This is a genomic window from Xanthomonas sp. F10 (assembly GCF_014206815.1).
Classification (GTDB): Bacteria; Pseudomonadota; Gammaproteobacteria; order Xanthomonadales; family Xanthomonadaceae; genus Xanthomonas_A; species Xanthomonas_A indica.
In genome coordinates this window covers 158005-183924 of the sequence record NZ_JACHNP010000004.1, presented here as the reverse complement: position 1 = coordinate 183924, position 25920 = coordinate 158005, and the positions used below count along the sequence as shown (strand labels likewise).

The window sequence follows — 25920 nt, the reverse complement described above, 5'->3', positions numbered from 1 at the left end:
ACACAGGATGAAGACGACGCTCTTTACACCAGCGCGCAGGATGCGCGGACAGGGGATGGTGGAGTTGGCGGTGTGCGCCGCTGTGCTGGTGCCGCTGTTCCTGCTGATCCCGGTCGTCGCCAAGCTAGGGCATGGCAAGCAGATGGCGATGCAGGCGGCCCGCAACGCCGCCTGGGAAGCCAGCGTGGCCAAAAACTATCAGCCGGCCAGCCGCGCCGTGCTGCAGAGCAAGGCGCTTGACCGCAACTTCGCCGATGCAGACGCGCCCATCACCAGCCGTACGTCCGGCGTCAGCACTGGGACGTTCTCCGACCAGATGCTCAACACTTTCTCGAACCAGAAGCTGCTGGAAAAGCGCGACCTGTCGGTCACGCGTACCGCCAACAGCGGCTCTCCCGGCTACCTCGACGACGCAGCGAAAATACTGCCGAAGAACTATTTCGACAATGCCTTCCCGCCCAACAAGAGCGGCTACGTCACTGCGGAAGTGACGCTGAACTATCGCGACCTGAAGACCGCAGATGGTCGACCTGCGCGCTTTCTCGAGCCACTGGACAACCTCGATCTGTCCGACAAGCGTCACCAGACACTGCTGACCGACGCCTGGAATGCCTCCGGACCGCGCAGTGGTGCGCGCAGCGTGATCGCAACGGTGCGTCCTCTGGCGCCGGTCTCCTACTTCGAGGGGCTGGACGGGGTCTTCGACCTGCTGAAGCCCTTGACACCGATCCTGCCCATGGTCGGCTCTCTCGGCGATCTCGAGCTGGGGGCGATCGAGCCGGATGTCGTGCCTGCGGACAAGCTCGCCAACTACCCGGTCAAGCCGGGCAAGCCATGAGTCCGCGCGTCTCCCACCGCTTGCTCGCAGGCGGGCTTGGCGCGCTCTTGTCGACGGCCGCGGCGCAGCAGGCGCATGCGCTGGACTGGCCGGAGGTTCCGGTCCCCGACCAGGCCTCGGGCGAGATCGTGTCCGAGCACATGCTCTACAACGGTATCGCCATGCGGGCCAGCCGCTTCCGTCTCGACCAATCGCCGAAGCAGGTCGAGCAGTTCTATCGCAAGGAGTGGGGCAACGCCGTCGTGACCACGCCGATGGGCAACAAGACCGTGCTCGGACACATGACCAAGAGCGGGTACTACATCACGGTGGAACTGAGTGGCGATGCCAATCGCACACAGGGCCAGATCGGCGTCATGGAAGTTCCCAAGAAGGATCTCCCCGCCGATGGCATCGGCAAGGGCTTCGGCCGGCTGCCCGATACGCAGGTCGCCGAGGACATCGTCTACATGGACACGCCGCGTCATGTCAGGACGCTGAGCATGCTCAACCGCTACACGCCGCTGCAGAACCAGCAGTACTACGCGCGGTACTATGCCGGGCAGGGCTATGCGCGCGACGGGTCTTCGTCGGCCTGCACGGCGAACAGCCCGCACTGCGTTTCCCGTTTCACCCGGCAGGACGATCGCGTCACCGTGACCTCGAGTCGCGGACACACCGGTACCGTGATCGTCGCGGTGGTCGAATGAACGCGCATGCCCTGCCCGACCGACGCCTTCAGCGTGGTCAGTCCACGATCGAATACACCGTGGTGGTCATGGCGCTGGTGATCGTACTGATCGCCAAGCCCGACGTGATCACCGAGGTGGTGACAGCCCTGAAAGATCTCTATGCCGCCTTCGTCTACGCCATCTCGGCGTCGGACGTGCTGGTGGGGTGATCCCCCTTTCCTCGCGATGACCTGCCGACGGCGCCTCTTCAATGCAGAAACCCAAACTCAGCAAGAACGTCCTTTTCATCCTGATCGCGGTGGTCATGGCCGGCCTGGCCGCCTTCATCGCAGTCAGCTACATCCGTACCACCGTCGCCGAGCGCACCCAGGACAACCGGCCGATGGTCGACGTTGCCGTACCGGTGAACGATTTGCCGCAGGGGGCGATCCTGCAGGGCAGCGATCTGGCCCTGCGCACGGTCCCGGCCGAGTTCGCGCCCGCCGATGCGGTCACGCCCGACAACCACACCCAGTTCGAAGGCCGAATGTTGCGGGCGCCGGCACGTGGCGGTGCGCCGCTGAGCGCCAGCGCCCTGGTCCCGCTGTACGACCAGTTCTCGCGGCTGATTCCCAAGGGCAAGGTCGCCTACACGATGAGCGTGGACGAGAACAATTCGATCTCGGGCATGATCGCGCCGGGCGACCTGATCGACATCTTCTTCGTCAAGGACGCCGCCACCAGCAGTGGCGGTGCCGGCAGCGCTGGCGGCCAGGGAGCGGGTGCACAGGTGTTCCCGCTGCTGCAGAAGATCAAGGTGCTCGCGGCCGGCAGCCGGATCGGCGAGGTGTCGACGCCGAAGGAAGGCGAGGAATCCAACACCTCCACCGGCTTCTCCAGCGTCACCCTTGAGCTGGACCAGTACCAGGCCAAGCAGCTGGCCGTTGCCTCCAAGGTGGGCGCGGTACGCGTGCTGCTGCGCGAAGTACAGGACACCTCGCCCGGTGCGGCGACGGGCATGAGCGAAAGTCAGTTGTTGCGATCGCTGGGATCGGGCGATCCGGCAAACACAGGCAGCGGAAGCAGCCGCGTTGAGTTCATCATTGGCGGAAAGGGTTAAGCATGACGCAAGCAACACGCCGTCGCAGGAGCAAGGCCGGGACATCGGCGCCATGGTTGGCCGGCTTGCTGCTGGCGGGCATCGGGGGATGGAACGCATCGGCACAACAGGCCGCCACCAACGCCGCAGCCGCACGGCCAGCCGCGCACACTGCGGCGCCGTCACCGGCGCCGGCGGCCGGACAGGCAGCGGATGCCACATCGGCGGAACAGGCGCGACTGATGGCGCAAGGGCGCCAGGTCGACCAGCTCAAGCAGACAGTGGAATCGCAGATCCAGGAACTGGGCAACGGCGGCTCCTCGTCAGGCGGTGGCGGCGTCGCTCTGGCCGGCGACAAGAAGCCGTCGGTCGCCCCGCTGATCCAGCCGTCGCAAAGCATCTATGCGGGCGAGGCCGTGGTGCGGCGGGTACCCGGGGCACTGCGCCGCATCGCGGTCGGCGACGGCGAAGTCCTGAGCGTCTTCTCGGTCGGCAAGTCCGAGCTGGTCATGATCGGCACCAAGCCCGGTGAGACCAACGTCCACCTGTGGATGGCCGATGGCAGCCAGCGCGACGTCAACGTGACGGTGGGTGGCAGCAAGTCCGAAGGTGCGGCCGAGACCGTGCGCGAACTGTTGGGCAATACGCCGGGCGTTACCGTGCGGGCCATCGGCTCCAATGTGGTGATCTCGGGCAACGACGTCGACGCGGCCACCACGGCCAAGATCCAGGCGTTGCAGAAGATCTATCCGCAGGTGTTGAACTTCGCCGGGGCCGACCCGGTGGGCATGCGGCCGATGGTACAGATGGACGTGTCCATCATGGAGTTCAACAAGAACGCCGTGGAGGATCTGGGCATTCGCTGGGACAGCACCATCGATGGTCCGATCGGCGGCCTCATCCGCGACGTGACCACGAACAATTACTTCCGCGTACTGCCGCAGGACAACCAGACCTTCCAGGACATCAAGGACCAGTTGCCCACCAAGCTGCCCGGGCCGCAGGGCTACTTCGGCATCGCCACCACGATCGCCTCGAAGATCAACCTGCTGATGAGCCGCGGCAAGGCCTGGGTGCTGGCGCAGCCCAAGCTGAGTGCCAAGAGCGGCAGCAACGCGACCTTCCTGGTCGGCGGCGAAGTGCCGATCGTGGTGCCGTCGATCCTTGGCCAGACCCAGATCGAGTACAAGGAGTACGGCATCCGCCTGAACATCAACCCGTCGGTCAACTCGTCCAATCAGGTGAATACCTCGATCATGGCCGAGGTCAGCCGGATCGATCCGTCGGTGTCGGTGCAGGGCGTTCCCGGCTTCCTGACCCGGCGCGTCGAGACCGAACTGAACGTCAATGCCGGCCAGACCATCGTCATCTCCGGCCTGCTCGATCGGGAGGCCTCCAAGGCCGTGGACAAGCTGCCGCTGCTGGGCGACATCCCGATCCTGGGCAAGCTGTTCCGCTCCGATGGCTTCCGTGGCAACAAGACCGAACTGGTGATCTTCGTGACCCCGCGCATCGTCAGCCCGACCTCGCCGGAGAACCTGCAGGACCTGCAGCGCGCCGAAGGGATCGAGAAGGAGCTGCAGAACGAAATCAGCCCCCGGCAAGACAAGTTGATCAAGTAATCCCACCCACGGAGCGCAAGGTTCACCGCCATGTTCACAGTGCTGATCAATACGCCAGGAGGCGACACGCGTCAGGTCAAATGCATGCACCGCGAGTGCGGCATCGGCCGCGCCGATGCCAATCTGGTGATGCTGCAGGGCTGGAACATCGCCGGCAAACACGCCACCCTGCTGCGCGAGGACGAGGGCGTGTTCATCCTGCCCCTGGGCGGGCGCGAGCCGATCACGCTCAACGGCAAGGTGGTGCTGGCCAAGCAGGGGCCGATCGACGGCAAGGACGAGATCCGCATCGGCCAGTACATGCTGAAGGTCAGTGGCGACGATGCGCGCATCGTCCGGCAGACGCCTGCCGCCAACGACGGCGCTGCGACCAGGGCGGCAGAAGCGCCTGCGGCGGCGAGCGAGGCCGCCGCCGACCGCCAGCCGACCGCGCCCGCGGCAACAGACATGGTGGTGGCTGGCCCGCCGCCGTCGGACATCGCCACCTGGCGCACCAAGCTGCATATGGCGCTGGTGCGGCAGATGGATCTGCGGCGCATGGACGTGCGCAGCATGGACGACAGCGCGCTGCGCGACAGCACCATCAACCTGATCGACGACATCCTCAAGCGCGAGTTCAGCGATCTGCCGGCGGACATCAGCCCACGCAGATTGGCCAAGCAGGTGCTGGACGAGGCGATCGGACTGGGGCCGCTGGAGGACCTGATCGACGATCCGACCGTCACCGAAATCATGGTCAATTCCCATGACGACATCTTCATCGAGCGTGCCGGGCGCATCCAGAAGTCCGACGTGGTGTTCTCCAACGAACGCGCCTGCCTGGCGGCGATCGAGCGGATCGTCACGCCCCTGGGGCGGCGCATCGACGAAAGCTCGCCGTTGGTCGACGCACGCCTGAAGGACGGCTCGCGCGTCAACGCGGTGATCCCGCCGGTCGCTCTGCGCGGGCCCAGTATCAGCATCCGCAAGTTCGCCACACGTCGGCTGATGGGTGAGGATCTGCTGAAGTTCGGTTCACTGAACGAGGCGATGCTGGAGTTTCTGATCATGGCGGTGCGCGAGCGCCGCAACATCGTGGTGTCCGGCGGTACCGGCTCTGGCAAGACCACCCTGCTGAACATCCTGTCGAACTTCATCCCCGACGGCGACCGCGTGGTCACCATCGAGGATGCGGCCGAACTCAAACTGGTGCAGCCCAACCTGGTGGCACTGGAAGCCCGCCCGCCCAACATGGAGGGCAAGGGCCAGATCACTATCCGCGACCTGGTCAAGAACGCGTTGCGTATGCGCCCGGATCGGATCGTGGTCGGCGAGTGCCGCGGCGGCGAGTGTCTGGACATGCTGCAGGCGATGAATACCGGCCACGAAGGCTCGTTGACCACCGCGCACGCCAACAACCCTCGCGAGACGCTGTCGCGCCTGGAGGTGATGGTGATGATGGCCGGCATGGAGCTGCCGATGGTCGTGGTACGCGAACAGATCGCGTCTGCGGTCAACCTGATCGTGCACCAGCGCCGTTATCCCTGCGGCTCGCGCAAGGTCAGCCACATCACCGAAATCACCGGCATCGAAAGCGGCACCATCCAGATGCAGGACCTGTTCCTGTTCAAGCCGACCACCTACCACGGCCCCGACGGCAAGGTCGCCGGCAATTTCGTGGCGACCGGTGCGGTGCCGGAGTTCTACGAGGAACTCGCCGAGCGCGGCGTGTCGGTGGACCTGGGCATCTTCCGCAACCAGGGAGGCGCGCGCTGATGGGCCTGTGGCTGATCGCCCTGCTGGTGTTTGCCGGGACCGCGATGGCCATCCTGCTGATCGCGCGCTCCAGCGAGCAGTTCCTGAAGCGCTACCGCGAAAGCTTCATGGACCAAGCCCGCATGAACCTCGCGGACATGTTCCTGTTCCTGGATCCGGCGCAGGTGTACATGATCAGCGCCATCGTGATGGTGATCATTCCATTGCTGATCTGGATGCTGACCGGCAGCCTGGTCATCGCGGTGCTGATCGGCATCTTCCTGATCTTCGCGCCCCGCAAGATCTACGCGTTCCTGCGCAAGCGCAGGCTGGAGAAGATCCAGGAGCAGCTACCCGACGCGCTGCAGATGCTGTCCAGCAGCCTGCGTGCCGGCGTCGGGTTCGCGCCGGCGATGGAAGTGCTGGTCCACGATGGGCAACCGCCGCTGGCGCAGGAACTGGCGTTGGTCTTGCGCGAGCAGCACATGGGGCTTCGTGCCGAAGAGGCCATGGAGAACTTCAGCAAGCGCGTGCCCATTACCGATGCCGAACTGTTCGTCTCGGCGGTCAACATCTCGCGCGAAGTCGGCGGCAATCTGGCGGAAACCCTGGCGACCCTGGCCGAGACCCTGCGTCGACGCCTGACCATGGAGAAGAAGGTGAAGTCGCTGACCGCACAGGGCCGCCTGCAGGGCATCGTCATGGCAATGCTGCCGGTGTTCCTGATCGGCTATCTGAGCCTGATGTACAGCGAAACCATGCAGCCGATGTTCCATAGCTGGCACGGCTGGGTGGTGATCACCATCTGCCTGGTCATGGAATACCTGGGCTATCGTCTCTGCAAGAAGATCATGACGATCGACGTATGACCTGGATGCTCGTCCTCATCGCTCTTCTGGCTGCCGGCGCCGTTGCGCTGGTGGTGATCGGCACGCGCGGCGTGATCCGCGAGGTCGAACTGGAAGACCGCACCTACTACGACCCGCTACCGCGGCTGATGCAACTGATGTGGCCGTTGGTGACCGTGCTGACTCGGCGCATCGCGCCGCGCCTGAGCGTGGCGCAATTGGAACAGACCCATCGCCAGTTGCAGGCCGCCGGCCAGGACTACACGCTGACGCCGGAAGAGTTCTACGGCTTGCGCATGGCCAGCGCGCTGGTGGTGATCGCTTTTTTTCTGCTGTGCACCGGGATGCTCGGCCACCTGGGCATCGGCTCTGGCCTGATGTGCCTGCTGTTCGGCGGCGTGCTGGGCTGGCTGTACCCCGCGTTGTGGCTGGGCGAGCGGCGCAAGGCCCGGCAGAAGACCGTCGTGCGCGATCTGCCGGTCTACCTGGATTTCATCACCATGTCGGTCGAGGCCGGCCTGAACGTCACCGGCGGCATCGAGCAGGCGGTCGCCAAGGGGCCCGCAGGGGCGCTGTCGCAAGAGTTCTCGCGCATGCTGCGCGATCTGCGCGCCGGCCTGCCGCGCGCCGAGGCCTTACGGCGCATGGCCGAGCGCATGGACATCGCGCAGATCACCAGCTTCACCAGTGCGCTGATCCAGGCCGACAAGGTCGGCGCCAATTTGAGCGACACCTTGCGCGCGCAGGCCAATCAGCGTCGCGAGGAGCGCTTCCTGCGCGCCGAGAAGCTGGCGCTGGAAGCACCGGTGAAGATGATGCTGCCGCTGGTGATGTTCTTCTTCCCGCTGATCTTCCTGTTCCTGGGTTACTTCATCTACTTGAAGATGCTGCAGGAGGGGATCCTGTGAAGCGCGGATGCATCGAGCGCAGCGCCGGCAACCCGATCCCGCAGGTGTGGGCGGCGGATACCTGGTGGTCGCGCGCGCGCGGGCTGCTGGCGCGCCCGGCGCTGGCCGAGGATGGATCGGAAGCTTTGCTGATCCGGCCCTGCGCCAGTGTGCATACCATCGGCATGGGCTACCCGCTGGATCTGGTGTTCCTGGGCCACGACGATGTGGTGCTGGAGTGGCGCGAGAACGTCAGGCCGTATCGCACCGCGATGTGCCGGCGCGCCGCGGCCACCATCGAGTTCCATGGCGGTGCGCTGGACCGCCTGCAGCCGCAACGCGGCGAACACTGGCACTGGCGCGCCACCGCGCCGGCGCCTTCCTCTCCGGGAGTCCGGTCATGAAAGCACGCGTCCGCACTGTGCGCAGCCGCTCATCGATGCGCGGCCAATCCATGGTGGAACTGGTGATCATCACACCGGTGCTGCTGTTCCTGTTGCTTGCCGTCATCCAGGCCGTGCTGCTGTACCGCATGAAGTCCACGCTCGACTATGCCGCGCTGATGGCGGCGCGCGCGGGCGCGGTCAGCGGGGTGGACCGCATGGAGATGCGCAAGGGCTTCGCCAAGGGCATGATGCCGCTGTATGCCAACGACACGGGTCAAGCCGCGGTTGAAGTGGCATACGCGAAGGCGTTCGCCGACCTCACGCTGCATGGCCGCATCACGGTCATCAATCCGACGCGGGCCGCCTGGAGCAACTTCCGCGAACGCCAGTACAACGGCCAGTACGCGTTGCCCAACGACACGCTCGCGTATCGCAGCGATGCGGTCGGCAGCAGCGGCGTCAATGTGCAGGACGCCAACATCCTCAAGATCAAGGTGGTCTACGACGCGCCGCTGGTGGTCCCTTTTGTCGATTGGGTGTTGGGCGGAAAATCCCAGTACCTGAAGCCAGGCACGTTCGAATCGTCCCCGCTGCAGCCATTCACCAGGCGCTTGCCCATCGAGAGCTACGCCATCGTGCGCATGCAGTCGCCGATCTATACGCAGGGCAATCTGGACAAGTGATGCGTCGACAGACACGGCTGGCGTGCGTGATGGCGCTGTGCCAGGGGTTTGCCGGCGTGGTACACGCCGAGGACGCCGGGCTCGCTGGCGTAGCGCAGGTCACCACCAACGAGCTTGGCGGCCTGAGCCGGATCCAGCCGCGCGGCGCGGCGCAGCCGGCGACGGTGTTCTTTCGCGACGGCGCGCTGCGCATCCAGTTCCAGGATGCCGGCGGTCGGTCGTATGCCCTGATCCTCGCGAAGGATGCGCCGACCGGCTGGATCGTCGGCCAGCAGGGCGGTGCCATGCCGGTTCCCGGCATGCGCTGGCCGCTGCGTTTCGACCCGGAGCAGCCCTGTGCGGGCCTGGGCATGTTCGCCGACTGCCAGCGAGGCGACAGCGGCCTGCGCGCGGGCCGCTCCGCGGTGCAATGGCGCTATCGCCTGGCCAACCCGGACGGTCCTGGCAGGACCCGGCAAGGCACGATGTGGCTGGATCGCGAAACCGGCCTGGTACTCGCCTATCGCGGCAAGACCGGGCTGGAACAGCAGCAGCAATGGGACATCCAGCGCGTCGACTACGGCCCGCAGCCGGACGCGTTGTTCCAGCCACCCGACCTCGCGCACTGATCCCGCTTCCACTGCGACCCAAGCACGCGTTGCCATCGTTGGTCGACGCGGATTCATCGTTCTGCAGCAAGATCGGTCGATCTCGCCGTTACACTAGTTTGGTTCGTCCCCCGACAAGGAGTATCTCTGTGAAAAGAGCAGTAGTGGCGACCTTGGCCCTGGCCGTCATCGCAAGTCTGAGCGCCTGCAAGAAGCATGAGCAGCAGCCCGCGCATCCCGACGATCAGGCGCCGGCCCCCGCGGCGACTGCCAGCAACACGCAGGACGCTCCCAAGCAGCAGGCTGCCGCCAATACGGCATTCGACCCGGCCAGCCTGCCGGTGTCCGACGTCCCGCTGGGAGACTTCCCCTACATCGCGCTGCCCACGGGCTATGTCACCAGCAGCACACCGGACGTCGCGGACTTCGACCAGGTGCCGTTCTGGACCGGCGATCGCCTGCAGCCGGTCGAGGGCAAGGTCTGGTCCGCGCACATCGATGCCGCACAGGGCAAGACCTTCTCGGATCTGGAACTGGAACGCAACATCGAGGCGGTCGTCACGGCACTTGGCGGCAAGAAGATCTTCGACGGCCGGATTCCCGAAGCGGCCACGCAGAAGATCAAGGAGTGGCCACGCGATGTCGCCACCAAGTACAACAGCGGCCTGGGCGATGTCTGGAACAACCCGGCGCAGGTGTTCGTGGTGCATCGCGCCGATCGCGATATCTGGATCCATCTTTGCAGCTACCAGTTCGGTGGCGGCCTGCTGATCGCCGAGACCAAGCCGCTGCAGGTCACCGCCAGCCTGCTGCCGGCCAGCGAACTGAAGACGCAGATCGACAAGACCGGCAAGGTGGCGCTGCACGTCAACTTCGCCACCGACAAGACCGACATCCTGCCCGATTCGCAACCGCAGATCGCCCAGGTCGTGCAGCTGCTCAAGCAGGATGCGGCGTTGAAGCTGGCCGTCAACGGTTATACCGACGGCACCGGCGATGCCGCGCACAACAAGACGCTGTCCGAAGGCCGCGCCAAGGCGGTCGTCGCCGCACTAGTCGCGCAGGGCATCGATGCGTCGCGGCTGAGCGCAGCCGGCTTCGGCGATGCCGATCCGGTGGCGGACAATGCGACCGAGCAGGGCAAGTCGCAGAACCGCCGCGTCGAGTTGGTGAAGAAGAGCTGAGCCACACTGGCCACCGCTGCGTGCGGTCACCTGACGGCGTGTGCGGCCCGCGATGCGGCGCAACGGCATAGCAGGTTGCGTCGCATCGTCGATGGCACTGCATACGCGCTCGTTTGCCGGCATGCGTTCCCACGGTCGGACGTGTCCCACCCCAAGGCGATCCACGTCTCATGCGTATCCTGATTCTCGGTGCCGGCGCGACCGGCGGTTACTTCGGCGGACGCCTGGCCCAGGCCGGCGTCGATGTCAGCTTCCTGGTGCGGCCGCCGCGGGCCGCACGCCTGCAGCGCGACGGTTTGCGCATCCGCAGTCCGCGCGGCGATGCGACCATCGCGGTGAACACGCTCACCGCCGAAATGCTGCCCGGCGCGGCGCAGGCGCGGCCGTTCGACCTGGTGCTGCTCAGTTGCAAGGCCTACGACCTGGACAGTGCACTGGACGCGGTGGCGCCGGCCGTGCACGACGGCACCAGCGTGTTGCCGATCCTCAACGGCCTGCGCCACTACCGGGCGCTGGATGCGCGCTTCGGTGCGGAACGGGTGATCGGCGGGCTGTGCTTCATCAGTGCGGTGCTCGATGCCGATGGCGCGATCCAGCACCTGGCCAAGCCGGCCTCGCTGACCTTCGGCGAGCGCGGTAGCCGCGGCGCCGACAGCGCGCGCGTGCGCGCCCTGGCGGATGCATGCACGCAAGCCGACGTGGATCACCTGGCCACGCCGCGGATCGCGCAGGAGCAATGGATCAAGTACACCTTCCTCACCGCGCTGGCCGCAGCCACCTGCCTGATGCGAGCGCCGATCGGGCGCATCGTCGCCAGCGACGACGGCGTGGCGCTGGTGCGTGGCCTGTATGCCGAGTGCACGGCGGTGGCCGCAGCCGCGGGCGAACCGGTGCCCGAGGCGGCGCAGGCCAGTGCGCAGCAGTTGCTGACCCACCCCGGATCGCCGATGAAGGCGTCGATGCTGCGCGACCTGGAAGCCGGGCAGCAGGTGGAAGCGCAACAGATCGTCGGCGACATGCTCGCCCGCGCCCGCGCCGCCGGGCACGAGGCACCGCTGCTGATGGCCGCGTACTGCCATCTGCAGGCCTACCAGGCCGGCCTTCCCGCGCGCTGACCCGCGCCGCGCGCGGTCGACGCGGCAATCGCCCTTCGCATCCCCATGGCGCGCCGCGCGCCGCCGCAGGCAAGCGTGTACCTGACCGGGGGGCGGCCACGCGTCTTCGCGTGCCGCTGACGCGCCTGGCGCCTATGCTCGCCCACCACACAGGGGCAAGCGACGGGCACGCGCATGGAAAAACTGTTCCGCGGCGGGCATTTCCTCATCATCCTGCTGTTCCTGCTGTGCGCGGCCGGGCTGATCTGCATGGCCGTGCTCGAGCTCTGGTACGGCCTGACGCCGGGCGGCGAACTGGTGGTGCGCGACCGCTTCAATGTGGTGCTGGAAGCGATCGGGCTGCTCACCGTGGCGCTGGTGACCCTGGAACTGGGCCAGACCATCTACGAGGAAGAGGTGCAGCGCGACGTCAAGGTCAGCGGACCGACCCGGGTGCGACGCTACCTGTCGCGGTTCTTCGTGGTCATCGTCATCGCCCTGGCGATCGAGACCCTGGTGTCGATCTTCGAACTGATGCACGACGATCCGGCCAAGCTGCCCTACGCCGCCGCGGTCGGCCTGTGCGCGGCGCTGCTGCTGGTCGCCTGGGGCGTGTTCGTCAAGCTCAACCGCAGCGCCGAGGAACTGGAGCCGGAAGCCATGGCCGAAGCCAAGCGCGAGGATGCGCAGGTCGAGTGAGGCGGGCGGCTGCCGCCCGGCAGGCCGCATTGCGCTTCTCGTAGGAGCGGCTTCAGCCGCGACGACGCCTTGCCGGTAACGCCCGGTCGCGGCTGAAGCCGCTCCTACACCTGTTTACTCGCCGGCGCCTACCCTCAGGCCGGCGTCGGCAGGCGGAAGAACGTCCGCGCGGCGGCAGTGCTGGCGGCGGCGACCGTCGCCACGTCCTCGCCGCGATCGCGCGCCAGCTCCTCGACGATGTGCGCCAGGAACGCCGGTTCGTTGCGCCGGTCCTTGGGCGTGGGCTTGAGCGTGCGCGGCAGCAGGTACGGCGCGTCGGTCTCGATCATCAACCGGTTGGCGGGAATGTGCTTCACCAGCTCGCGCAGGTGCGCGCCGCGGCGCTCGTCGCACAGCCAGCCGGTGATGCCGATGTACCAGTCGCGATCCAGGTAGTCGAACAGTTCCTCGCGGCTGCCGGTGAAGCAGTGCACCACCGCCGGGCCGAGCTTGCCGTCGAACTGGCGCATCAGTGCCATGAAGTCGGCATGCGCGTCGCGCTGGTGCAGGAACAGCGGCTTGCCGGTGTCCACCGCCAGTTGCAGTTGCCGCTCGAACGCACGGTGCTGTGCCGGCCGCGGCGAGAAGTCGCGGAAGTAGTCTAGGCCACACTCGCCCACCGCCACTACCTCGGCGTGCATGTGCAGCGCGCGCATTTCGGCGTCGCACTCGGCGGTGTACTCCACCGCGTGGTGCGGATGCACGCCGGCGGTGGCGTACAGCAGGCCCGGATGCTGCTGCGCCAACTGCAACGCCAGCGGCGAGTGTTCGCGGCTGGCACCGGTGACCACCAACTGCGCGACGCCGGCGGCGCGGGCGCGCTGCAGTACGGCGTCGCGGTCGCGATCGAAGGACTCGTGGGTGAGGTTGGCGCCGATGTCGATCAAGGTCATGCGGTTGCGCGGGAATCAGCAGGGAAAGTGGCCGATTGTACGGGGCCTGCGCAGAACGCCGCTCTACAGCGGCGCGGCGGCCCCGTATCCTTGGCCGATGACGTCCGCCGTGTTTCCGATCGATCCGCTGCTGCCGCAGATCCGCGACAGCCTCGCCGCCCATCCGCGCCTGGTGCTGGAAGCCCCGCCCGGCGCCGGCAAGACCACCCAGGTGCCGCCGGCGCTGCTCGATGCGCCCTGGCTGCAGGGCCGGCGCATCGTCATGCTGGAACCGCGCCGGGTTGCCGCGCGCAGTGCCGCCACCTTCATGGCCCGGCAGCGCGACGAAGCGCCGGGCGAGACCGTGGGCTACCGCATCCGCTTCGAGAACAAGGTCTCCGCCCGCACCCGCATCGAGGTGGTCACCGAGGGCATCCTGACCCGCATGCTGCAGGACGACCCGATGCTTGAGGGCGTCGGCGCGCTGCTGTTCGACGAATTCCACGAGCGCCACCTGGCCGCGGACCTGGGCCTGGCGCTGGCCCTGGACGTGCAGGCGCAGGTACGCGAGGACCTGCGCATCGTGGTGATGTCGGCCACGCTGGACGGCGAGCGCCTGGCGCAGTTCCTCGACGCGCCGCGGCTGTCCAGCGCCGGGCGCAGTTTCCCGGTGGAGATCGCGCACTTCCCGGCGCGACGCGAGGAATCGCTGGAAGCGCAGGCCCGGCGCGCGGTGGAGCATGCGCTGCAGCAGCATCCGGGCGACGTGCTGGTGTTCCTGCCCGGGCAGCGCGAGATCGGGCGGGTGCAGGCGGCGCTGGCGGCGGTGGGGGTTGGCGTCGAGGGGGCATCCGCCGCCGCGTCGAGCGTTGCCCCAGCAGACACCGCTTCCGGCGCCCCCTCATCCGGCGCTGCGGGTCACCTTCTCCTGGAGGGAGAAGGGAGCGGGGTCGAGGTGTTGCCGTTGCACGGCGAGTTGCCGGTGGAGCAGCAGAGCAAAGTGCTGCAGCCCGATCCGCAGGGGCGGCGGCGCGTGGTGCTGGCGACCAACGTCGCCGAGTCCTCGGTGACGCTGCCCGGGGTGCGCGTGGTGATCGACGCCGGGCTGGCCCGCGAGCCGCACTACGATCCCAACAGCGGCTTCTCGCGGCTGGACGTGGCCGCCATCGCCCAGGCCTCGGCCGATCAGCGCGCCGGCCGCGCCGGCCGTGTCGCCAGCGGCTGGGCCTACCGGCTGTGGCCGCAGTCGCAGCGCCTGGAGGCGCAGCGCCGCGCCGAGATCCTGCAGGTGGAACTGGCCGGGCTGGCACTGGAACTGGCCGCCTGGGGCAGCGATGGCCTGCGCTTCGTCGATCCGCCGCCGCCCGGCGCACTGGCCGCCGCCCGCGAGCTGCTGCAGCGGCTGGGCGCACTCGGCGCGAACGGCACCATCACTGCCAGCGGCCGGCGCATGCTCGCGCTGGGCACGCATCCACGCCTGGCGGCGATGCTGTTGGCCGCCGGCGATGCGCGCGCGCAGGCGCTGGCCTGTGACCTCGCCGCCCTGATCGAAGCGCGCGACCCGCTGCGCCAGGGCGGCGATGCGCTGGCCGCACGCTGGCGCGCCCTGGCCGCGTTCCGCCGCGGCCGCGTCCCGCACGACGCCAACCGCGGCGCGCTGGCGGCGATCGACGCGGCCGCCAAGCAGTGGCGGCGGCGCCTGCGCAGCGATGCCGCTGCGCCGGACAGCGTAGAGGCGCATGCGCTCGGCGATCTGCTGGCCCATGCCTTTCCTGACCGCATCGGTACCCGCCACCCGAACGATCCGCTGCGCTACCTGCTAGCCAACGGCCGCAGCGCGCGCCTTTTCGACAACAGCGACCTGCGCGGCGAGCCCTGGCTGGTCGCCACCGAACTGCGCCACGAAGCCAAGGACGCACTGCTGTTGCGCGCCGCGCCGGTGGACGAGACCTACCTGCGCGTGCAATTCCCGCAGCGCTTCGCGCAAGAAGACGTGGTGCGCTGGGATCCCGAACGGCGCGCGCTGAGCGCGCTGCGCGAGACCCGCTTCGATCGCATCGTGCTCGACAGCCGCCCCGCCGGCCGCGTCGAGCCGGCGCAGGCGGCCGCAGCGCTCACCGAGGCGGTCCGCGAACTGGGGCTGCAGGCGCTGCCCTGGAGCGAGGGCCTGGCGCAGTGGCGCGCGCGGGTGGCCGGACTGCGCCAGTGGATGCCGGAACTGGACCTGCCGGACCTGGGCGATGCCGCGCTGCTGGACAGCCTCGACGACTGGCTGCGCCCGGCCTTCGCCGGCAAGACCCGGCTCGACGCGCTCGGCGAGGACGAGCTGGGCGAGGCGCTGAAGGCGCGGCTGCCGTGGGACCGGCGCCAGGCCATCGACCGCCATGCCCCGGTGCGCATCGCCGTGCCCTCGGGCATGGAGCGGCGCATCGACTACAGCGTGGACCACGCCGGACAGCCGCAGCCGCCGGTGCTGGCGGTCAAGCTGCAGGAACTGTTCGGCCTGGCCGACACCCCGCGCATCGCCGACGGCCGCGTGCCGCTGCTGCTGCACCTGCTCTCGCCCGGCGGCCGGCCACTGCAGGTCACCCAGGACCTGCGCAATTTCTGGTCCAGCACCTATCCGGAAGTGAAGAAGGAAATGAAGGGGCGCTACCCGCGCCACCCCTGGCCGGACGATCCCTGGACTGCCACCGCCAGCCATCGCGCCAAGCCACGCGGTACCTAGCGCCTATGCCCGATTCCCGGGCATGCCACGCCGTGACAGCGCGGTTGTACCGGGCAGAGAGAGGATGTGGACGACGCGGCCGCGGACGCACGCAACATGGTCGATCGGGCCGAGTATGCAGACGCAAGGCCAACGCCGCGCCGCTCGAATCGACGACAAGCCAGACCGCGCACGCAGCACCGGCAGCGCGTCGCAGATCCAACGCTGCGCAGGCCGGGGTGGATCGCGCGTTGCCACCCGCGTCCCCGCATTCAGCCGGCAGACGAATCCGCGGCGCTGCGCTAACGCCCCGTATACGGCACGGGGGCGACACTGCAGGCCTTCATTCCTGCCAGTAGGGGACGCCCATGAGCAAGCTGACCATCATCACCGACCGCGCCCTGGATTTCGCCAGTCACGCCGGCGACAGCCTCAAGCATCTCGGCCCGCAGGCGAACAAGTGGCTGCAGTCGGGCAAGGCGGTGAGCGCGCTCAAGGCCGGCGCCGCGCTGGGTGCGGTGAAGACCGGCACCAAGGTCGCGCGCACCGCGGTGCGCCGCAACCCGGCCGTGGCCATCGCCGCCGCCGCGGTGGGCGTCGGCCTGCTCGGCTACGCCATCTACCGCAAGCGCCAGCGCGACAAGGGCGCGCCGATCGAAGGCAATGCGCAGCGCATCGAAGCCGCCAGCAAGCGCGGCAACGTGGGTGCGCGCCGCAGCGCCAGCACTCGTGGCACGCGCCGCAACGCAGCAGCGCAGGACGCCACCGAAGAGTGAGATCCGCGCACTGCCGCTGACGGCAGCCGTAGCATGAAACGCAGCGACCGAGAGGCATCCCGGTCGCTTTTTTTTATGGAGTCGCTGCGCCCGCTCTTCCAACGTAGGAGCGGCTTCAGCCGCGACCGACGCGTTACCGAGATTCCCATGTCGCGGCTGAAGCCGCTCCTACGCATGGCTCGGCACAACACGCACTACAGCGCACGCCACGCGCCCGGCGCCAACCCGTCCAGCCGGTGCGCGCCCATCGCCGCGCGCACCAGCCGCAGCGTCGGCAGGCCGACCGCCGCGGTCATCCGCCGCACCTGGCGGTTGCGGCCTTCGCGCAGCACGATCTGCAGCCAGGCATCGGGCACGCGCTTGCGGAAGCGCACCGGCGGATCGCGTGGCCACAGCGATGGCGGTGCGTCCAGCAGCGCCACCTCGGCCCGCGCAGTCGGGCCATCGTTCAACAGCACGCCGTCGCGCAGGCGCTGCAACTGCTCCGGTTGCGGTGCGCCCTCCACCTGCACCCAATAGGTCTTGGGCTGCTTGTGCCGCGGATCGGTGAGGCGATGCGCCAGCGCGCCGTCATCGGTCAGCAGCAGCAGGCCCTCGCTGTCGTAGTCCAGGCGTCCGGCCGCATACACGTCGGCAGGCAGGCCGAACTCGGCCAGGGTCCGCCGCGGCGGCGTACTGCGGTCGGTGAACTGGCACAGCACATTGAAGGGCTTGTTGAAGGCGATCAGCATCGGCGGGAACGGCAGTGGGCCTGCGCCGCACGGCGCGGCGCAGGCATTGTCCCATGCCCCCGCGGCGCGCCGCCCGCGCGCCAGCTCAGCGCTTGACGAACTTCAGAGTCATCCGGTCGCTCTCGCCGATCGCCTGGTACTTGGCGTCGTCGGCGGCCTCGTGCTGGTTGCTCGGCGGCAGCGTCCACACGCCGCCAGGATAGTCCTTGCTGTCGCGTGGATTGGCATTGACCTCGCTCTTGCCGGCCAGCTTGAAGCCGGCCGCCTCGGCCATGGCGATCACCTGCGCCTGGCCGACATAACCGCTCTTGTCGTCCGCCGGCACGTCGGCCTTGGCGCGGTGCTCGACCACGCCGAGCACGCCGCCGGGCTTGAGCACCTGGTAGAAGCCCTTGAACATGCCCTCGGCCTGGCCGGCCATGCGCCAGTTGTGCACGTTGCGGAAGGTCAGCACCAGATCGGCCGAGCCGGGCGGGCCGAACACCGGCGCGTTCGGGGCATACGCGACGATGCGCGCGCGATCGTACTGGGCCGGCGCCGCGGCGAACTTCTGTTCCAGGCCGGCGCGCGCCTTTTGCTGGTAGTCGCGGCCGCGCCCTTCCGGCACGGCCGCCGGATCGACCACGGCGGCGATGTACTGGCCGCGCTCGCGCAGGTACGGCGCGAGGATCTCCGAATACCAGCCGCTGCCCGGGGTGACCTCGATCACCGTCTGGGTCGGCTTGATACCGAAGAACGCCAGCGTCTGCCCGGGGTGGCGATAGGCGTCGCGGGCGACGTTGGCGCGGTCGCGCCAGCTGCCGTTGATCGCCGTCTGCAGCGATGCATCCGGCGCTGGCAGCGTCGCGGTGTCGGCGGGCTTGATCGCCTGCGCCGCGGGGGCGAGCACGGCGGTGGCGATGGCCAGGGTGCAGGCGCAGGCGAGCGAGGTTCGAAGCGTCATGGCAGGCATCCGCAAGAGAGGTGGCGCGAGCCTAGCATGCGACCCGGCAAGGCCGAATGTTGCACTCCCGTTAGCGCGGGTCACGCTGGCGGAACGCTGTTTTCGCGAGCATTTGACGGTTGCCAAACCCCTGGCGACTATCCTGTCGCCTTTCCCCACAGTGGAGCGTTTTCCATGCTGCACACGCGCGAACTCGGCCGCTCCGGCCTGCATGCGGCACCGTTGGCGTTCGGCGGCAACGTGTTCGGCTGGAGCGCCGACGCCAAGACCTCCTTCGCCCTGCTCGACGCCTTCGTCGAGGCCGGCTGCAACCTCATCGACACCGCCGACATCTACTCGGCCTGGGTGCCCGGCAACCACGGCGGCGAATCGGAAACGCTGATCGGGCAGTGGCTCAAGCGCAGCGGCAAGCGCGACAAGGTGCTGATCGCGACCAAGGTCGGCAAGTGGGCCGAGCGCCCGGGCCTGTCCGCCGACAACATCGCCGCTGCCGCAGAGGACTCGCTGCAGCGCCTGCAGACCGACGTCATCGATCTGTACCAGGCGCACGAAGACGACGATTCGGTACCGCTGGAAGCGACGCTGGCGGCGTTCGGGCGGCTGATCGAACAGGGCAAGGTGCGCGCGATCGGCGCCTCCAACTACAACGCCGCGCGCCTGCGCGAGGCATTGAACGTCTCCGCGCAGTACGGCCTGCCCCGCTACGAGACGCTGCAGCCGGAGTACAACCTGTACGACCGCGCCGGCTACGAGGCCGAACTGGAGCCGCTGGTGCGCGAACAGGGCCTGGGCGTGCTGTGCTACTACGCGCTGGCCAGCGGCTTCCTCAGCGGCAAATACCGCCGCGCCGAAGACGCCGGCAAGAGCCAGGCGCGCGGCGCCAGCGTGGTCGCGCGCTATCTCAACGCGCGCGGCCTGCGCATCCTCGCCGCGCTGGACGACATCGCCGGCAAGCATGCCGCCACGCCCACGCAGGTGGCGCTGGCCTGGTTGATGGCGCGGCCCGGCATCGTCGCGCCGATCGCCAGCGCGACCAGCCTGGACCAGTTGCAGGACCTGCTCGCCGCCGCGCGCCTGCAGCTGTCGGCCGAAGACATCGCGCAATTGAATACCGCAAGTGAGGAAACCGCATGACCGCCCCCACCCAGACCACCCGTATCGTGCTCGCCTCGCGCCCGCAGGGCGCGCCGGGCACCGACAACTTCCGCACCGAACAGGCGCCGCTGGCGCCACCTGGCCCGGGCCAGGTGCTGCTGCGCAACCGCTGGCTGTCGCTGGACCCGTACATGCGCGGGCGCATGAGCGATGCGCCGTCCTACGCGCCGCCGGTGCAGCTGGGCGAGACCATGGTCGGCAGCACCGTGGCCGAGGTGCTGCAATCCAATTCCCCCGACCACGCGCCGGGCGATCTGGTGCTGGTGCAGAACGGCGGCTGGCAGACCCATCTGGTCGTCGACGGCGCCAGCCTGCGGCGCAAGCTCGATCGCGACTCGCCGCTGCCGCCGAGCACCGCGCTCGGCGTGTACGGCATGCCGGGCTTCACCGCCTATGCCGGCCTGCACGAGATCGGCAAGCCGCAGCCCGGCGAGACCGTCGCGGTGGCCGCGGCCACCGGCCCGGTCGGCGCGACGGTGGCGCAGATCGCCAGGCTGCGTGGGGCGAAGGTGATCGCCATCGCCGGGGGCGCGGAGAAATGCCGCTACCTGCGCGAGGAACTGGGCGTGGACGTGGCCCTGGACCACCGCGCCAAGGACTTCGCCGAGCAGTTGCGCGCCGCCGCGAGCGACGGCATCGACGTGTACTTCGAGAACGTCGGCGGCCACGTGTTCGATGCCGTGCTGCCACTGCTCAACGACTTCGCGCGGGTGCCGGTGTGCGGCACCATCGCCACCTACAACGCCAACGGCGCCCCGCCGCCGGGGCCGGACCGGCTGCCGGCGCTGATGGGCCAGGTGCTGCGCCAGCGCCTGACCTTGCGCGGCTTCATCGTCGGCGACTTCGTCAAGCTGTACCCGGAGTTCCTGCGCGAGATGGGCGCGTGGCTGGCCGAGGGCCGCGTGCGCTATCGCGAACACGTGGTGGAGGGACTGGAGAACGCCCCGCAGGCCTTCATCGACATGCTCAGCGGCGGCAACTTCGGCAAGCTGGTGGTGCGGTTGGGCGACTGAGGCGAGATGTCCCGTAGGAGCGGCTTCAGCCGCGGCCGGGCGTTCCCATGGAAGCCCGGTCGCGGCTGAAGCCGCTCCTACGAGACGCATGGGGTTCATCCGCTACAGGGTGGATTGCGGCCCTCGCGCACACCGCGGCATCGACGCCCGCGGATGCAGCCACTACCATCGGACGCATTGCCGCCGCCGCCGCTTCCATGTCCGATTCCCCGCGTCCCCCTCGCGCACGCCGCACCGCGCGTGCCGCCACCGCTCCCACCCCGCCCGAGCGCGGCCTGGCCGCGGAGCTGATGCGGCGCATCGGCGAGTGCGAAGGCGATCCGAACTTCATGACCTCGCTGGCGCGCGGCCTGGCCGTGCTCAGCGCCTTCGGCCAGCACAGCCGCGATGTCAGCATGGCCCAGCTCAGCGCCGACACCGGCATCCCGCGCGCGGCGGTACGGCGCGTGCTGTACACGCTGGAGAAGCTGGGCTACGCCGGCACCCACGGCCGCGGCTATGTGCTGCTGCCGCGCGCACTGGGCATCGGCAGCGGCTACCTGTCCACCGCCGCCCTGTCGGTGGCGGCGCAGCCGGTGCTGGATGCGCTGCGCGACGACCTGCACGAGTCCTGCTCGCTGGGCGTGCTCGATGGCGACGACCTGCTGTACGTGGCGCGCGCGGAAACCGTGCGGATCATGTCGATCGGCCTGCGCGCCGGCAGCCGCCTGCCCGCCTACTGCACCTCGATGGGCCGGGTGCTGCTGGCCGCGCAGCCGGGCGACACCTTGAACAGCTACCTGGACCGCAATCCGCTGCGCGCGCGCACCGAACGTACCGTCACCGACCGTGCGCAGTTCCAGGCGCTGCTCGAGCGCGTGCAGCGCGACGGCCATGCGGTCGTCGACCAGGAACTGGAGATCGGCCTGCGCTCGGTGGCGGTGCCGGTGCGCAACCGCCAGGACCGCGTGGTGGCCGCGCTCAATGTCGGCAGCTCGGTGGCGCGGATGACCCTGGGCAGCCTGCAGAGCACGGTGTTGCCGGCACTGCGCCACGCGGCGCAGCAGTTGAGCCGCGTGCTGGACTGACCCTCATCCGCCCTGCGGGGCAGCTTCCCCGAAGGGCCGTGGTCCCCGGTGGGGCGAAGGGAAAGCCCCTCTCCCTCCGGGAGAGGGGTTGGGGTGAGGGTACGGGGCGCGAAGCGCGCGCGGATCTGGCTTGCGCGAGGCACCCGTCGCAGGACAGACAGCAGGCACACTGCGTACCGCTTGCGACGAGTCGGCGCTAAACCGCAGGCGCCATCATCCTGCCGCGGCAGCGGCGCCCGCGCTCAGTCCGCCGCTTCGGCGGCCTGCTCGGCCAGGATCGGCGCGGCCAGGGCGAAGGCGTGGTTGGCCGCAGGCACGCCGCAATAGATCGCGGCCTGCAGCAGCACTTCCTTGATCTCGTCGGCGCTGACGCCGTTGTTGCGCGCGGCGCGCACGTGCAGCTTGAATTCCTCGTCGTGGCCGCGCGCCACCATCATCGCCAGGGTCAGCAGCGAGCGCGTGTGCCGCGGCAGGCCCTCGCGGGTCCACACCGTGCCCCAGGCGGTGCGGGTGATGAACTCCTGGAATTCCTCGGTGAACGGCGTGCGCGCGGCCAGCGAGCGGTCGACGTGGGCATCGCCGAGCACCGCGCGGCGCACCTGCAGGCCGGCGGCGTAGCGTTCGTTCTCGTGCATCGGGGCAACTCCTGGAACGTGGGGAAAAGGCGAGCGCGATCTACTGCAACAGGAAGCGCAGCAGCGCGTCGTTGAAGGCGTGCGGCGACTCCACGTTGCACAGGTGGCGGCCATGCACCTCGGCATACTCGCCCTGTGCCACCTGCGCGGCGATGGCCTGCAACTCGGTCGGCGGGCACACCGGATCGTCGTGCCCGGCCACGGCCAGCACCGGCACGCGGATCTCGCCCAGGCGCGCACGGAAGTCGGCCTCGGCCAGCGCCTGGCAGCAGCCGATGTAGGCCTGCGCGTCGGTGGCGCGGAAACTCTCCAGGATCGCCTCGACGGTACCCGGCTGCGCCTCGGCAAAGGCCGGGGTGAACCAGCGCGTGCGGGTGCCTTCGCACAGCGGCGCCAGGCCCTCGGCGCGGACCTGATCGATGCGCGCCTGCCAGCTTTCGGCGCTGCCGATCCTGGCCGCGGTGGCGCACAGGGTGAGGCTGAGCAGGCGCTCGCCGGCGTGCAGGCCCAGCCACTGCCCGGTCAGCCCGCCGATCGACAGGCCGCAGAAGTGGCTGCGTTCGATCGACAGTGCATCCCAGAGCGCCACCACGTCGCCGCCGAGATCGGCCATGGCGTACGGTGCGGGCGCGGCGGTGGAAGCGCCGTGGCCGCGGCGGTCGTAGCGCAGCACGCGGAAATGCGGCGCCAGCGCCGCGATCTGCGCGTCCCACATGTGCAGGTCGGTGCCGAGCGAATTGCACAGGGTCAGCCACGGACGGCCTTCGCTGCCGTCGATGCGGTAATGCAGACGATGCGTGGGCAGGTCGAGGATCGGCATGGTCGGCGCTCGCTTGGAGAGGGGATTGGGCCGTCGCGCAGCAAACCGCGCGGCACCGGCAAGTCTAGAACGTGTCGCCGACACTGCGGCAGACAGGCACGGCGCGGCGCCTCACCCGCGCGACTGCGCGGCGAGCACGCGCTCGATCCACACCGCGGCCATGCCGCGCCAGCTATCGCTAGCGAACAGCGCATCCAGTTGCGCCGGCGCCAGCACCGCGGTCACCTGTGGCTCCTCGGCCAGCACCGCGCGCAGGTGCTGCTGCGTGGCCAGCGCACGACGCACCGCCGTTTCCACCAGCGCGTGCGCGGCAGCCTTGCCCAGCTGGGCGGCGAGAGTCACCGCCACCGCCTCGGCGTAGAGCAGGCCGCCGTGGCTGTCCAGATGCGCGGCCATGCGCGCACGGTCCAGTTCCAGGCCCTCGGCCAGCACCCGCACCTGGGCGAGGCTGCCGGCGCTCAGGCGCACCAGTTCCGGCAGGGTCTCCCATTCGGCATGCCAGCCGCCGACCGCGCGTTCGTGTTCCTGCGGCAGCGCCGCGAACAGGGTCGCGAGCAGGCCCGGCGCGCGCGTGGCCGCGGCGATCGCGACCACGCAGCCCACCGGATTGCGCTTGTGCGGCATCGCCGAGGACCCCCCCTTGCCCGCCGCGGCAGGTTCGAAGGCCTCGGCCACTTCCGACTGCATCAGCAGGGCGACGTCGCGGCCGATCTTGCCGAGGCTGCCGGCCAGCAGCGCGAACGCGGCGCCGATCTCGCCGATGCGGTCGCGCGCCGCATGCCAGGGCAGCGCCGGCAAAGGCAGACGCAGTTCCGCCGCCAGCGCCTCGGCCACGGCCAGGCCCTGCGACTGCAACGCGGCCAGGGTGCCGGCAGCGCCGCCGAACTGCAGCACCAGCGCATCCTCGCGCAGCGCCTGCAGGCGCCGACGACTGCGCTGCAATGCGTCCAGCCAGCCGGCGGCCTTCAGCCCGAAGGTCACCGGCACCGCCTGTTGCAACAGGGTGCGTCCGGGCAGGCCGGTGTCGCGCTCGCGCTGCGCCAGTGCCGCCAGCGCCGCGCACAGCGCGTCCAGTTGCACCTCCACATGGTCGAGCGCGGCACGCAGTTGCAGCACCGCGCCGCTGTCGATGATGTCCTGGCTGGTCGCGCCCCAGTGCACCCAGCGCGCGGCGTCCTCATCGGCGGCGGCGACCTGCGCGGTGAGCGCCTTGACCAGCGGGATCGCCGGATTGCCGGCCAGCGCGGTGGCGGCGGCGAGCGCGGGCACGTCGTAGCGCGCGGCATCGCAGGCGGCGGCGATCGGCGCCGCTGCGCTGGCCGGGATCACTCCGCAGCGCGCCTGCGCGCGCGCCAGCGCCGCTTCCACGTCGAGCATGGCCTGCAGGCGCGCGCGGTCGTCGAACAGCGCATCGACGGCCGGATCACCGAACAATGGACGCAACAGGGAGTCGGACACGCTCATCGGTTCGTATGCGGTGGAGAGATCATGCAGCGTAACCGCTGCGGCCTGTGCAGGATGTCGCCGCGCTCAGTAGCGGAAGAACACGGTCTCGTGCTCGCCCTGCATGCGCACGTCCCACTGGTAGCGGTTGGGCGCCAGCGGTTGCGCGATCAGGGTGGCGCGGCGCTCGGCCGGCACCTGCGCCAGGATCGCATCGCCATTCAGGTCGTCGTCGCCGAAGTACAGCCGCGTCGGCGCGGCGCGCAGCAGGCCGCGCATGAACACCAGCACCACCAGGTGCGGCGCCTGCAGGCCCTTGGGCCCGGCGACGCGCCCGGGCTTGACCGTGCGGAAGGCGAAGCGGCCCTGCGCGTCGGTCGGCACCCGGCCCCAGCCGTGGAAGGCGGGATCGTGTTCGCCGCGGCGCGGATCGGCGGCATGATCGTAGATGCCGGCGGCATCGGCCTGCCAGATTTCCAGCAGCGCATCGCCGACCGGCACGCCATGGCCGTCGAACACGCTGCCGGCGATCTCCACATGGGTGCCCTGCGCCTGCGCCGGCGCGATCTCGGTGCGGTACAGCGGCTCCAGCCCGATGCGGTAGTAGGGGCCGACCGTCTGCGAAGGGGTTGCCTGGAAACTCATCGCCTCACTCCCAAGGGGTCTGCTTGCGTCCGCGCAGGACGATGTCGAAACGGTAGCCCAGCGCGAACTCGTTGGCGGTGTTCTCCCAGTCGAACGTGGAGACCATGCGCTCGCGCGCCTTTGCATCCTCCACGCAGTTGAAGATCGGGTCGAACGCCAGCAGCGGATCGCCGGGGAAATACATCTGCGTGACCAGGCGCTGGCCGATGCCGTCGCCATGCAGCGAGAAATGGATGTGCGCCGGGCGCCAGGCGTTGTAGTGGTTGCGCCACGGATATGCGCCCGGCTTGATGGTGGTGAAGCGGTAACGACCGTGGTCGTCAGTCAGCACCTGGCCGGTACCGGTGAAGTTGGGATCCAGCGGCGCATCGTGCTGGTCGCCGGCGTGCAGGTAGCGGCCGGCGGCGTTGCATTGCCAGACCTCGACCACGCTGTGGCGCACCGGCTTGCCGTTCTCGTCGAGCAGGCGTCCGCTGACGATGATGCGCTCGCCCAACGGCGCGCCGGGGAAGCCGGCGGTGAGATCGGCGGCATGCGCGCCCAGGGTGGTGCGGTCCAGGGTCGGGCCGGTCGCCTCGGACAGGGTCAGCGGGATCGCGATCGGATCGCGGGTCGGGCCGCGCGCGCCGGTGGAGGCGTAGGGCGGATGCAGGTAAGCCGGTTGCGTGCCCGGGTACGGGCGGCGATAGCCGAGCAGGGGATCGAGGGGGGTGTCGTCGCGCATCGTGCGGTCTCGCTGGCTCCGCGCGGAGCCGGTTGGCTG

General features: G+C 69.1%; 27 protein-coding genes. 19 read left to right on the top strand and 8 right to left on the bottom strand.

The features are described 5' to 3' along the window. The first annotated feature begins 7 nt into the window (after positions 1 to 7). From FHR56_RS19735 to FHR56_RS19670, 14 genes are all read left to right on the top strand, one after another. The gene (locus FHR56_RS19735) at positions 8 to 838 is read left to right on the top strand and encodes a TadE family protein (RefSeq protein ID WP_237473124.1); all 831 of its coding nucleotides are present in this window, start codon (positions 8 to 10) and stop codon (positions 836 to 838) included. Next, positions 835 to 1527 carry a hypothetical protein gene (locus FHR56_RS19730; protein WP_160946802.1) on the top strand — a complete coding sequence of 231 codons (693 nt, stop codon included), beginning with the start codon at positions 835 to 837 and terminating at the stop codon, positions 1525 to 1527. Before FHR56_RS19735 ends, FHR56_RS19730 begins: the two co-directional genes overlap by 4 nt. Continuing rightward, the gene (locus tag FHR56_RS19725) at positions 1524 to 1718 is read left to right on the top strand and encodes a hypothetical protein (protein ID WP_160946803.1); all 195 of its coding nucleotides are present in this window, start codon (positions 1524 to 1526) and stop codon (positions 1716 to 1718) included. The genes FHR56_RS19730 and FHR56_RS19725 overlap by 4 nt, the downstream gene beginning before the upstream one ends. A 41-nt stretch (positions 1719 to 1759) precedes the next feature. Next, positions 1760 to 2608, top strand: a complete 849-nt coding sequence (gene cpaB / locus FHR56_RS19720; protein ID WP_160946804.1) for a Flp pilus assembly protein CpaB — start codon at positions 1760 to 1762, stop codon at positions 2606 to 2608. A 221-nt stretch (positions 2609 to 2829) separates the two neighbouring features. Further along, positions 2830 to 4209, top strand: a complete 1380-nt coding sequence (locus FHR56_RS19715; protein WP_160946805.1) for a pilus assembly protein N-terminal domain-containing protein — start codon at positions 2830 to 2832, stop codon at positions 4207 to 4209. Between the two features lie 30 nt (positions 4210 to 4239). Further along, a complete protein-coding gene (locus FHR56_RS19710) occupies positions 4240 to 5964 on the top strand; it encodes an ATPase, T2SS/T4P/T4SS family (RefSeq protein ID WP_184502836.1) in 1725 nt (574 codons plus the stop codon). Beyond that, positions 5964 to 6812 carry a type II secretion system F family protein gene (locus tag FHR56_RS19705; RefSeq protein WP_160946806.1) on the top strand — a complete coding sequence of 283 codons (849 nt, stop codon included), beginning with the start codon at positions 5964 to 5966 and terminating at the stop codon, positions 6810 to 6812. The genes FHR56_RS19710 and FHR56_RS19705 overlap by 1 nt, the downstream gene beginning before the upstream one ends. Beyond that, complete coding sequence (locus tag FHR56_RS19700) at positions 6809 to 7699, top strand: type II secretion system F family protein (RefSeq protein ID WP_019795943.1); 891 nt, start codon at positions 6809 to 6811, stop codon at positions 7697 to 7699. Before FHR56_RS19705 ends, FHR56_RS19700 begins: the two co-directional genes overlap by 4 nt. Next, positions 7696 to 8082 (top strand): DUF192 domain-containing protein, encoded by a 387-nt coding sequence (locus FHR56_RS19695; protein WP_019795944.1) that lies wholly within the window; start codon positions 7696 to 7698, stop codon positions 8080 to 8082. Before FHR56_RS19700 ends, FHR56_RS19695 begins: the two co-directional genes overlap by 4 nt. Next, the gene (locus FHR56_RS19690) at positions 8079 to 8747 is read left to right on the top strand and encodes a TadE family protein (protein WP_160946807.1); all 669 of its coding nucleotides are present in this window, start codon (positions 8079 to 8081) and stop codon (positions 8745 to 8747) included. The genes FHR56_RS19695 and FHR56_RS19690 overlap by 4 nt, the downstream gene beginning before the upstream one ends. Next, positions 8747 to 9355 (top strand): hypothetical protein, encoded by a 609-nt coding sequence (locus tag FHR56_RS19685; protein WP_184502835.1) that lies wholly within the window; start codon positions 8747 to 8749, stop codon positions 9353 to 9355. The genes FHR56_RS19690 and FHR56_RS19685 overlap by 1 nt, the downstream gene beginning before the upstream one ends. 143 nt (positions 9356 to 9498) lie before the next feature. Further along, positions 9499 to 10518 (top strand): OmpA family protein, encoded by a 1020-nt coding sequence (locus tag FHR56_RS19680; protein WP_343160752.1) that lies wholly within the window; start codon positions 9499 to 9501, stop codon positions 10516 to 10518. A gap of 170 nt (positions 10519 to 10688) precedes the next feature. Next, positions 10689 to 11633 carry a 2-dehydropantoate 2-reductase gene (panE, locus tag FHR56_RS19675; RefSeq protein ID WP_160946808.1) on the top strand — a complete coding sequence of 315 codons (945 nt, stop codon included), beginning with the start codon at positions 10689 to 10691 and terminating at the stop codon, positions 11631 to 11633. Positions 11634 to 11807: 174 nt separating this feature from the next. Beyond that, positions 11808 to 12311: a hypothetical protein gene (locus tag FHR56_RS19670; protein WP_019798367.1), complete on the top strand. Its 504-nt coding sequence runs from the start codon at positions 11808 to 11810 to the stop codon at positions 12309 to 12311. A 134-nt stretch (positions 12312 to 12445) separates the two neighbouring features. Here FHR56_RS19670 and FHR56_RS19665 read toward each other — a convergent pair whose 3' ends face one another. Next, on the bottom strand, positions 12446 to 13243 hold the full coding sequence (locus FHR56_RS19665) for a TatD family hydrolase (protein WP_160946809.1): 798 nt from the start codon (positions 13241 to 13243) through the stop codon (positions 12446 to 12448). A 97-nt stretch (positions 13244 to 13340) separates the two neighbouring features. On the opposite strand from FHR56_RS19665, the gene hrpB reads away from it, so the two are divergent. Continuing rightward, a complete protein-coding gene (hrpB, locus tag FHR56_RS19655) occupies positions 13341 to 15950 on the top strand; it encodes an ATP-dependent helicase HrpB (RefSeq protein ID WP_237473126.1) in 2610 nt (869 codons plus the stop codon). A gap of 347 nt (positions 15951 to 16297) precedes the next feature. Beyond that, positions 16298 to 16705, top strand: a complete 408-nt coding sequence (locus tag FHR56_RS19650) for a hypothetical protein (RefSeq protein ID WP_160946810.1) — start codon at positions 16298 to 16300, stop codon at positions 16703 to 16705. Between the two features lie 194 nt (positions 16706 to 16899). Here the strand turns inward: FHR56_RS19650 and FHR56_RS19645 are convergent, their stop codons facing one another. Both FHR56_RS19645 and FHR56_RS19640 read right to left on the bottom strand, forming a co-directional pair. Next, on the bottom strand, positions 16900 to 17436 hold the full coding sequence (locus FHR56_RS19645) for a pseudouridine synthase (protein WP_160946811.1): 537 nt from the start codon (positions 17434 to 17436) through the stop codon (positions 16900 to 16902). Positions 17437 to 17521: 85 nt separating this feature from the next. Then, positions 17522 to 18379 (bottom strand): class I SAM-dependent methyltransferase, encoded by an 858-nt coding sequence (locus FHR56_RS19640; protein ID WP_160946812.1) that lies wholly within the window; start codon positions 18377 to 18379, stop codon positions 17522 to 17524. 174 nt (positions 18380 to 18553) lie between these two features. Here FHR56_RS19640 and FHR56_RS19635 point away from each other — a divergent pair, with 174 nt between their 5' ends. From FHR56_RS19635 to FHR56_RS19625, 3 genes are all read left to right on the top strand, one after another. Next, entirely contained in the window at positions 18554 to 19513 is a 960-nt protein-coding gene (locus FHR56_RS19635; RefSeq protein WP_160946813.1) for an aldo/keto reductase, read from the top strand. Then, positions 19510 to 20547 (top strand): NADP-dependent oxidoreductase, encoded by a 1038-nt coding sequence (locus FHR56_RS19630; RefSeq protein WP_160946814.1) that lies wholly within the window; start codon positions 19510 to 19512, stop codon positions 20545 to 20547. The genes FHR56_RS19635 and FHR56_RS19630 overlap by 4 nt, the downstream gene beginning before the upstream one ends. Before the next feature lie 197 nt (positions 20548 to 20744). After that, positions 20745 to 21614: an IclR family transcriptional regulator C-terminal domain-containing protein gene (locus tag FHR56_RS19625; RefSeq protein ID WP_160946815.1), complete on the top strand. Its 870-nt coding sequence runs from the start codon at positions 20745 to 20747 to the stop codon at positions 21612 to 21614. A gap of 242 nt (positions 21615 to 21856) precedes the next feature. On the opposite strand, the gene pcaC is transcribed toward FHR56_RS19625, so the two are convergent. The 5 genes from pcaC to pcaH form a co-directional block, all read right to left on the bottom strand. Beyond that, positions 21857 to 22249: a 4-carboxymuconolactone decarboxylase gene (pcaC, locus tag FHR56_RS19620; RefSeq protein ID WP_160946816.1), complete on the bottom strand. Its 393-nt coding sequence runs from the start codon at positions 22247 to 22249 to the stop codon at positions 21857 to 21859. Between the two features lie 40 nt (positions 22250 to 22289). Continuing rightward, the gene (gene pcaD, locus FHR56_RS19615) at positions 22290 to 23069 is read right to left on the bottom strand and encodes a 3-oxoadipate enol-lactonase (RefSeq protein ID WP_160946817.1); all 780 of its coding nucleotides are present in this window, start codon (positions 23067 to 23069) and stop codon (positions 22290 to 22292) included. A gap of 111 nt (positions 23070 to 23180) precedes the next feature. Next, on the bottom strand, positions 23181 to 24533 hold the full coding sequence (locus FHR56_RS19610) for a 3-carboxy-cis,cis-muconate cycloisomerase (RefSeq protein ID WP_160946818.1): 1353 nt from the start codon (positions 24531 to 24533) through the stop codon (positions 23181 to 23183). A 66-nt stretch (positions 24534 to 24599) separates the two neighbouring features. Further along, positions 24600 to 25157, bottom strand: a complete 558-nt coding sequence (gene pcaG / locus FHR56_RS19605) for a protocatechuate 3,4-dioxygenase subunit alpha (protein WP_160946819.1) — start codon at positions 25155 to 25157, stop codon at positions 24600 to 24602. A 4-nt stretch (positions 25158 to 25161) separates the two neighbouring features. Then, on the bottom strand, positions 25162 to 25881 hold the full coding sequence (gene pcaH, locus FHR56_RS19600; RefSeq protein ID WP_160946820.1) for a protocatechuate 3,4-dioxygenase subunit beta: 720 nt from the start codon (positions 25879 to 25881) through the stop codon (positions 25162 to 25164). Between the last annotated feature and the right edge of the window lie 39 nt (positions 25882 to 25920).

Bases quoted from the DNA above. Each gene is read 5' to 3' on its own strand.
- panE (WP_160946808.1), top strand. From the start codon at position 10,689: ATGCGTATCCTGATTCTCGGTGCCGGCGCGACCGGCGGTTACTTCGGC.
- FHR56_RS19645 (WP_160946811.1), bottom strand. From the start codon at position 17,436: ATGCTGATCGCCTTCAACAAGCCCTTCAATGTGCTGTGCCAGTTCACC.
- FHR56_RS19670 (WP_019798367.1), top strand. From the start codon at position 11,808: ATGGAAAAACTGTTCCGCGGCGGGCATTTCCTCATCATCCTGCTGTTC.
- pcaC (WP_160946816.1), bottom strand. From the start codon at position 22,249: ATGCACGAGAACGAACGCTACGCCGCCGGCCTGCAGGTGCGCCGCGCG.
- FHR56_RS19725 (WP_160946803.1), top strand. From the start codon at position 1,524: ATGAACGCGCATGCCCTGCCCGACCGACGCCTTCAGCGTGGTCAGTCC.
- FHR56_RS19630 (WP_160946814.1), top strand. From the start codon at position 19,510: ATGACCGCCCCCACCCAGACCACCCGTATCGTGCTCGCCTCGCGCCCG.
- pcaD (WP_160946817.1), bottom strand. From the start codon at position 23,069: ATGCCGATCCTCGACCTGCCCACGCATCGTCTGCATTACCGCATCGAC.
- FHR56_RS19690 (WP_160946807.1), top strand. From the start codon at position 8,079: ATGAAAGCACGCGTCCGCACTGTGCGCAGCCGCTCATCGATGCGCGGC.
- FHR56_RS19700 (WP_019795943.1), top strand. From the start codon at position 6,809: ATGACCTGGATGCTCGTCCTCATCGCTCTTCTGGCTGCCGGCGCCGTT.
- pcaH (WP_160946820.1), bottom strand. From the start codon at position 25,881: ATGCGCGACGACACCCCCCTCGATCCCCTGCTCGGCTATCGCCGCCCG.
- FHR56_RS19710 (WP_184502836.1), top strand. From the start codon at position 4,240: ATGTTCACAGTGCTGATCAATACGCCAGGAGGCGACACGCGTCAGGTC.
- pcaG (WP_160946819.1), bottom strand. From the start codon at position 25,157: ATGAGTTTCCAGGCAACCCCTTCGCAGACGGTCGGCCCCTACTACCGC.
- FHR56_RS19665 (WP_160946809.1), bottom strand. From the start codon at position 13,243: ATGACCTTGATCGACATCGGCGCCAACCTCACCCACGAGTCCTTCGAT.
- FHR56_RS19650 (WP_160946810.1), top strand. From the start codon at position 16,298: ATGAGCAAGCTGACCATCATCACCGACCGCGCCCTGGATTTCGCCAGT.
- FHR56_RS19715 (WP_160946805.1), top strand. From the start codon at position 2,830: ATGGCGCAAGGGCGCCAGGTCGACCAGCTCAAGCAGACAGTGGAATCG.
- FHR56_RS19640 (WP_160946812.1), bottom strand. From the start codon at position 18,379: ATGACGCTTCGAACCTCGCTCGCCTGCGCCTGCACCCTGGCCATCGCC.
- FHR56_RS19685 (WP_184502835.1), top strand. From the start codon at position 8,747: ATGCGTCGACAGACACGGCTGGCGTGCGTGATGGCGCTGTGCCAGGGG.
- FHR56_RS19705 (WP_160946806.1), top strand. From the start codon at position 5,964: ATGGGCCTGTGGCTGATCGCCCTGCTGGTGTTTGCCGGGACCGCGATG.
- FHR56_RS19635 (WP_160946813.1), top strand. From the start codon at position 18,554: ATGCTGCACACGCGCGAACTCGGCCGCTCCGGCCTGCATGCGGCACCG.
- FHR56_RS19610 (WP_160946818.1), bottom strand. From the start codon at position 24,533: ATGAGCGTGTCCGACTCCCTGTTGCGTCCATTGTTCGGTGATCCGGCC.
- FHR56_RS19730 (WP_160946802.1), top strand. From the start codon at position 835: ATGAGTCCGCGCGTCTCCCACCGCTTGCTCGCAGGCGGGCTTGGCGCG.
- cpaB (WP_160946804.1), top strand. From the start codon at position 1,760: ATGCAGAAACCCAAACTCAGCAAGAACGTCCTTTTCATCCTGATCGCG.
- FHR56_RS19625 (WP_160946815.1), top strand. From the start codon at position 20,745: ATGTCCGATTCCCCGCGTCCCCCTCGCGCACGCCGCACCGCGCGTGCC.
- FHR56_RS19735 (WP_237473124.1), top strand. From the start codon at position 8: ATGAAGACGACGCTCTTTACACCAGCGCGCAGGATGCGCGGACAGGGG.
- hrpB (WP_237473126.1), top strand. From the start codon at position 13,341: ATGACGTCCGCCGTGTTTCCGATCGATCCGCTGCTGCCGCAGATCCGC.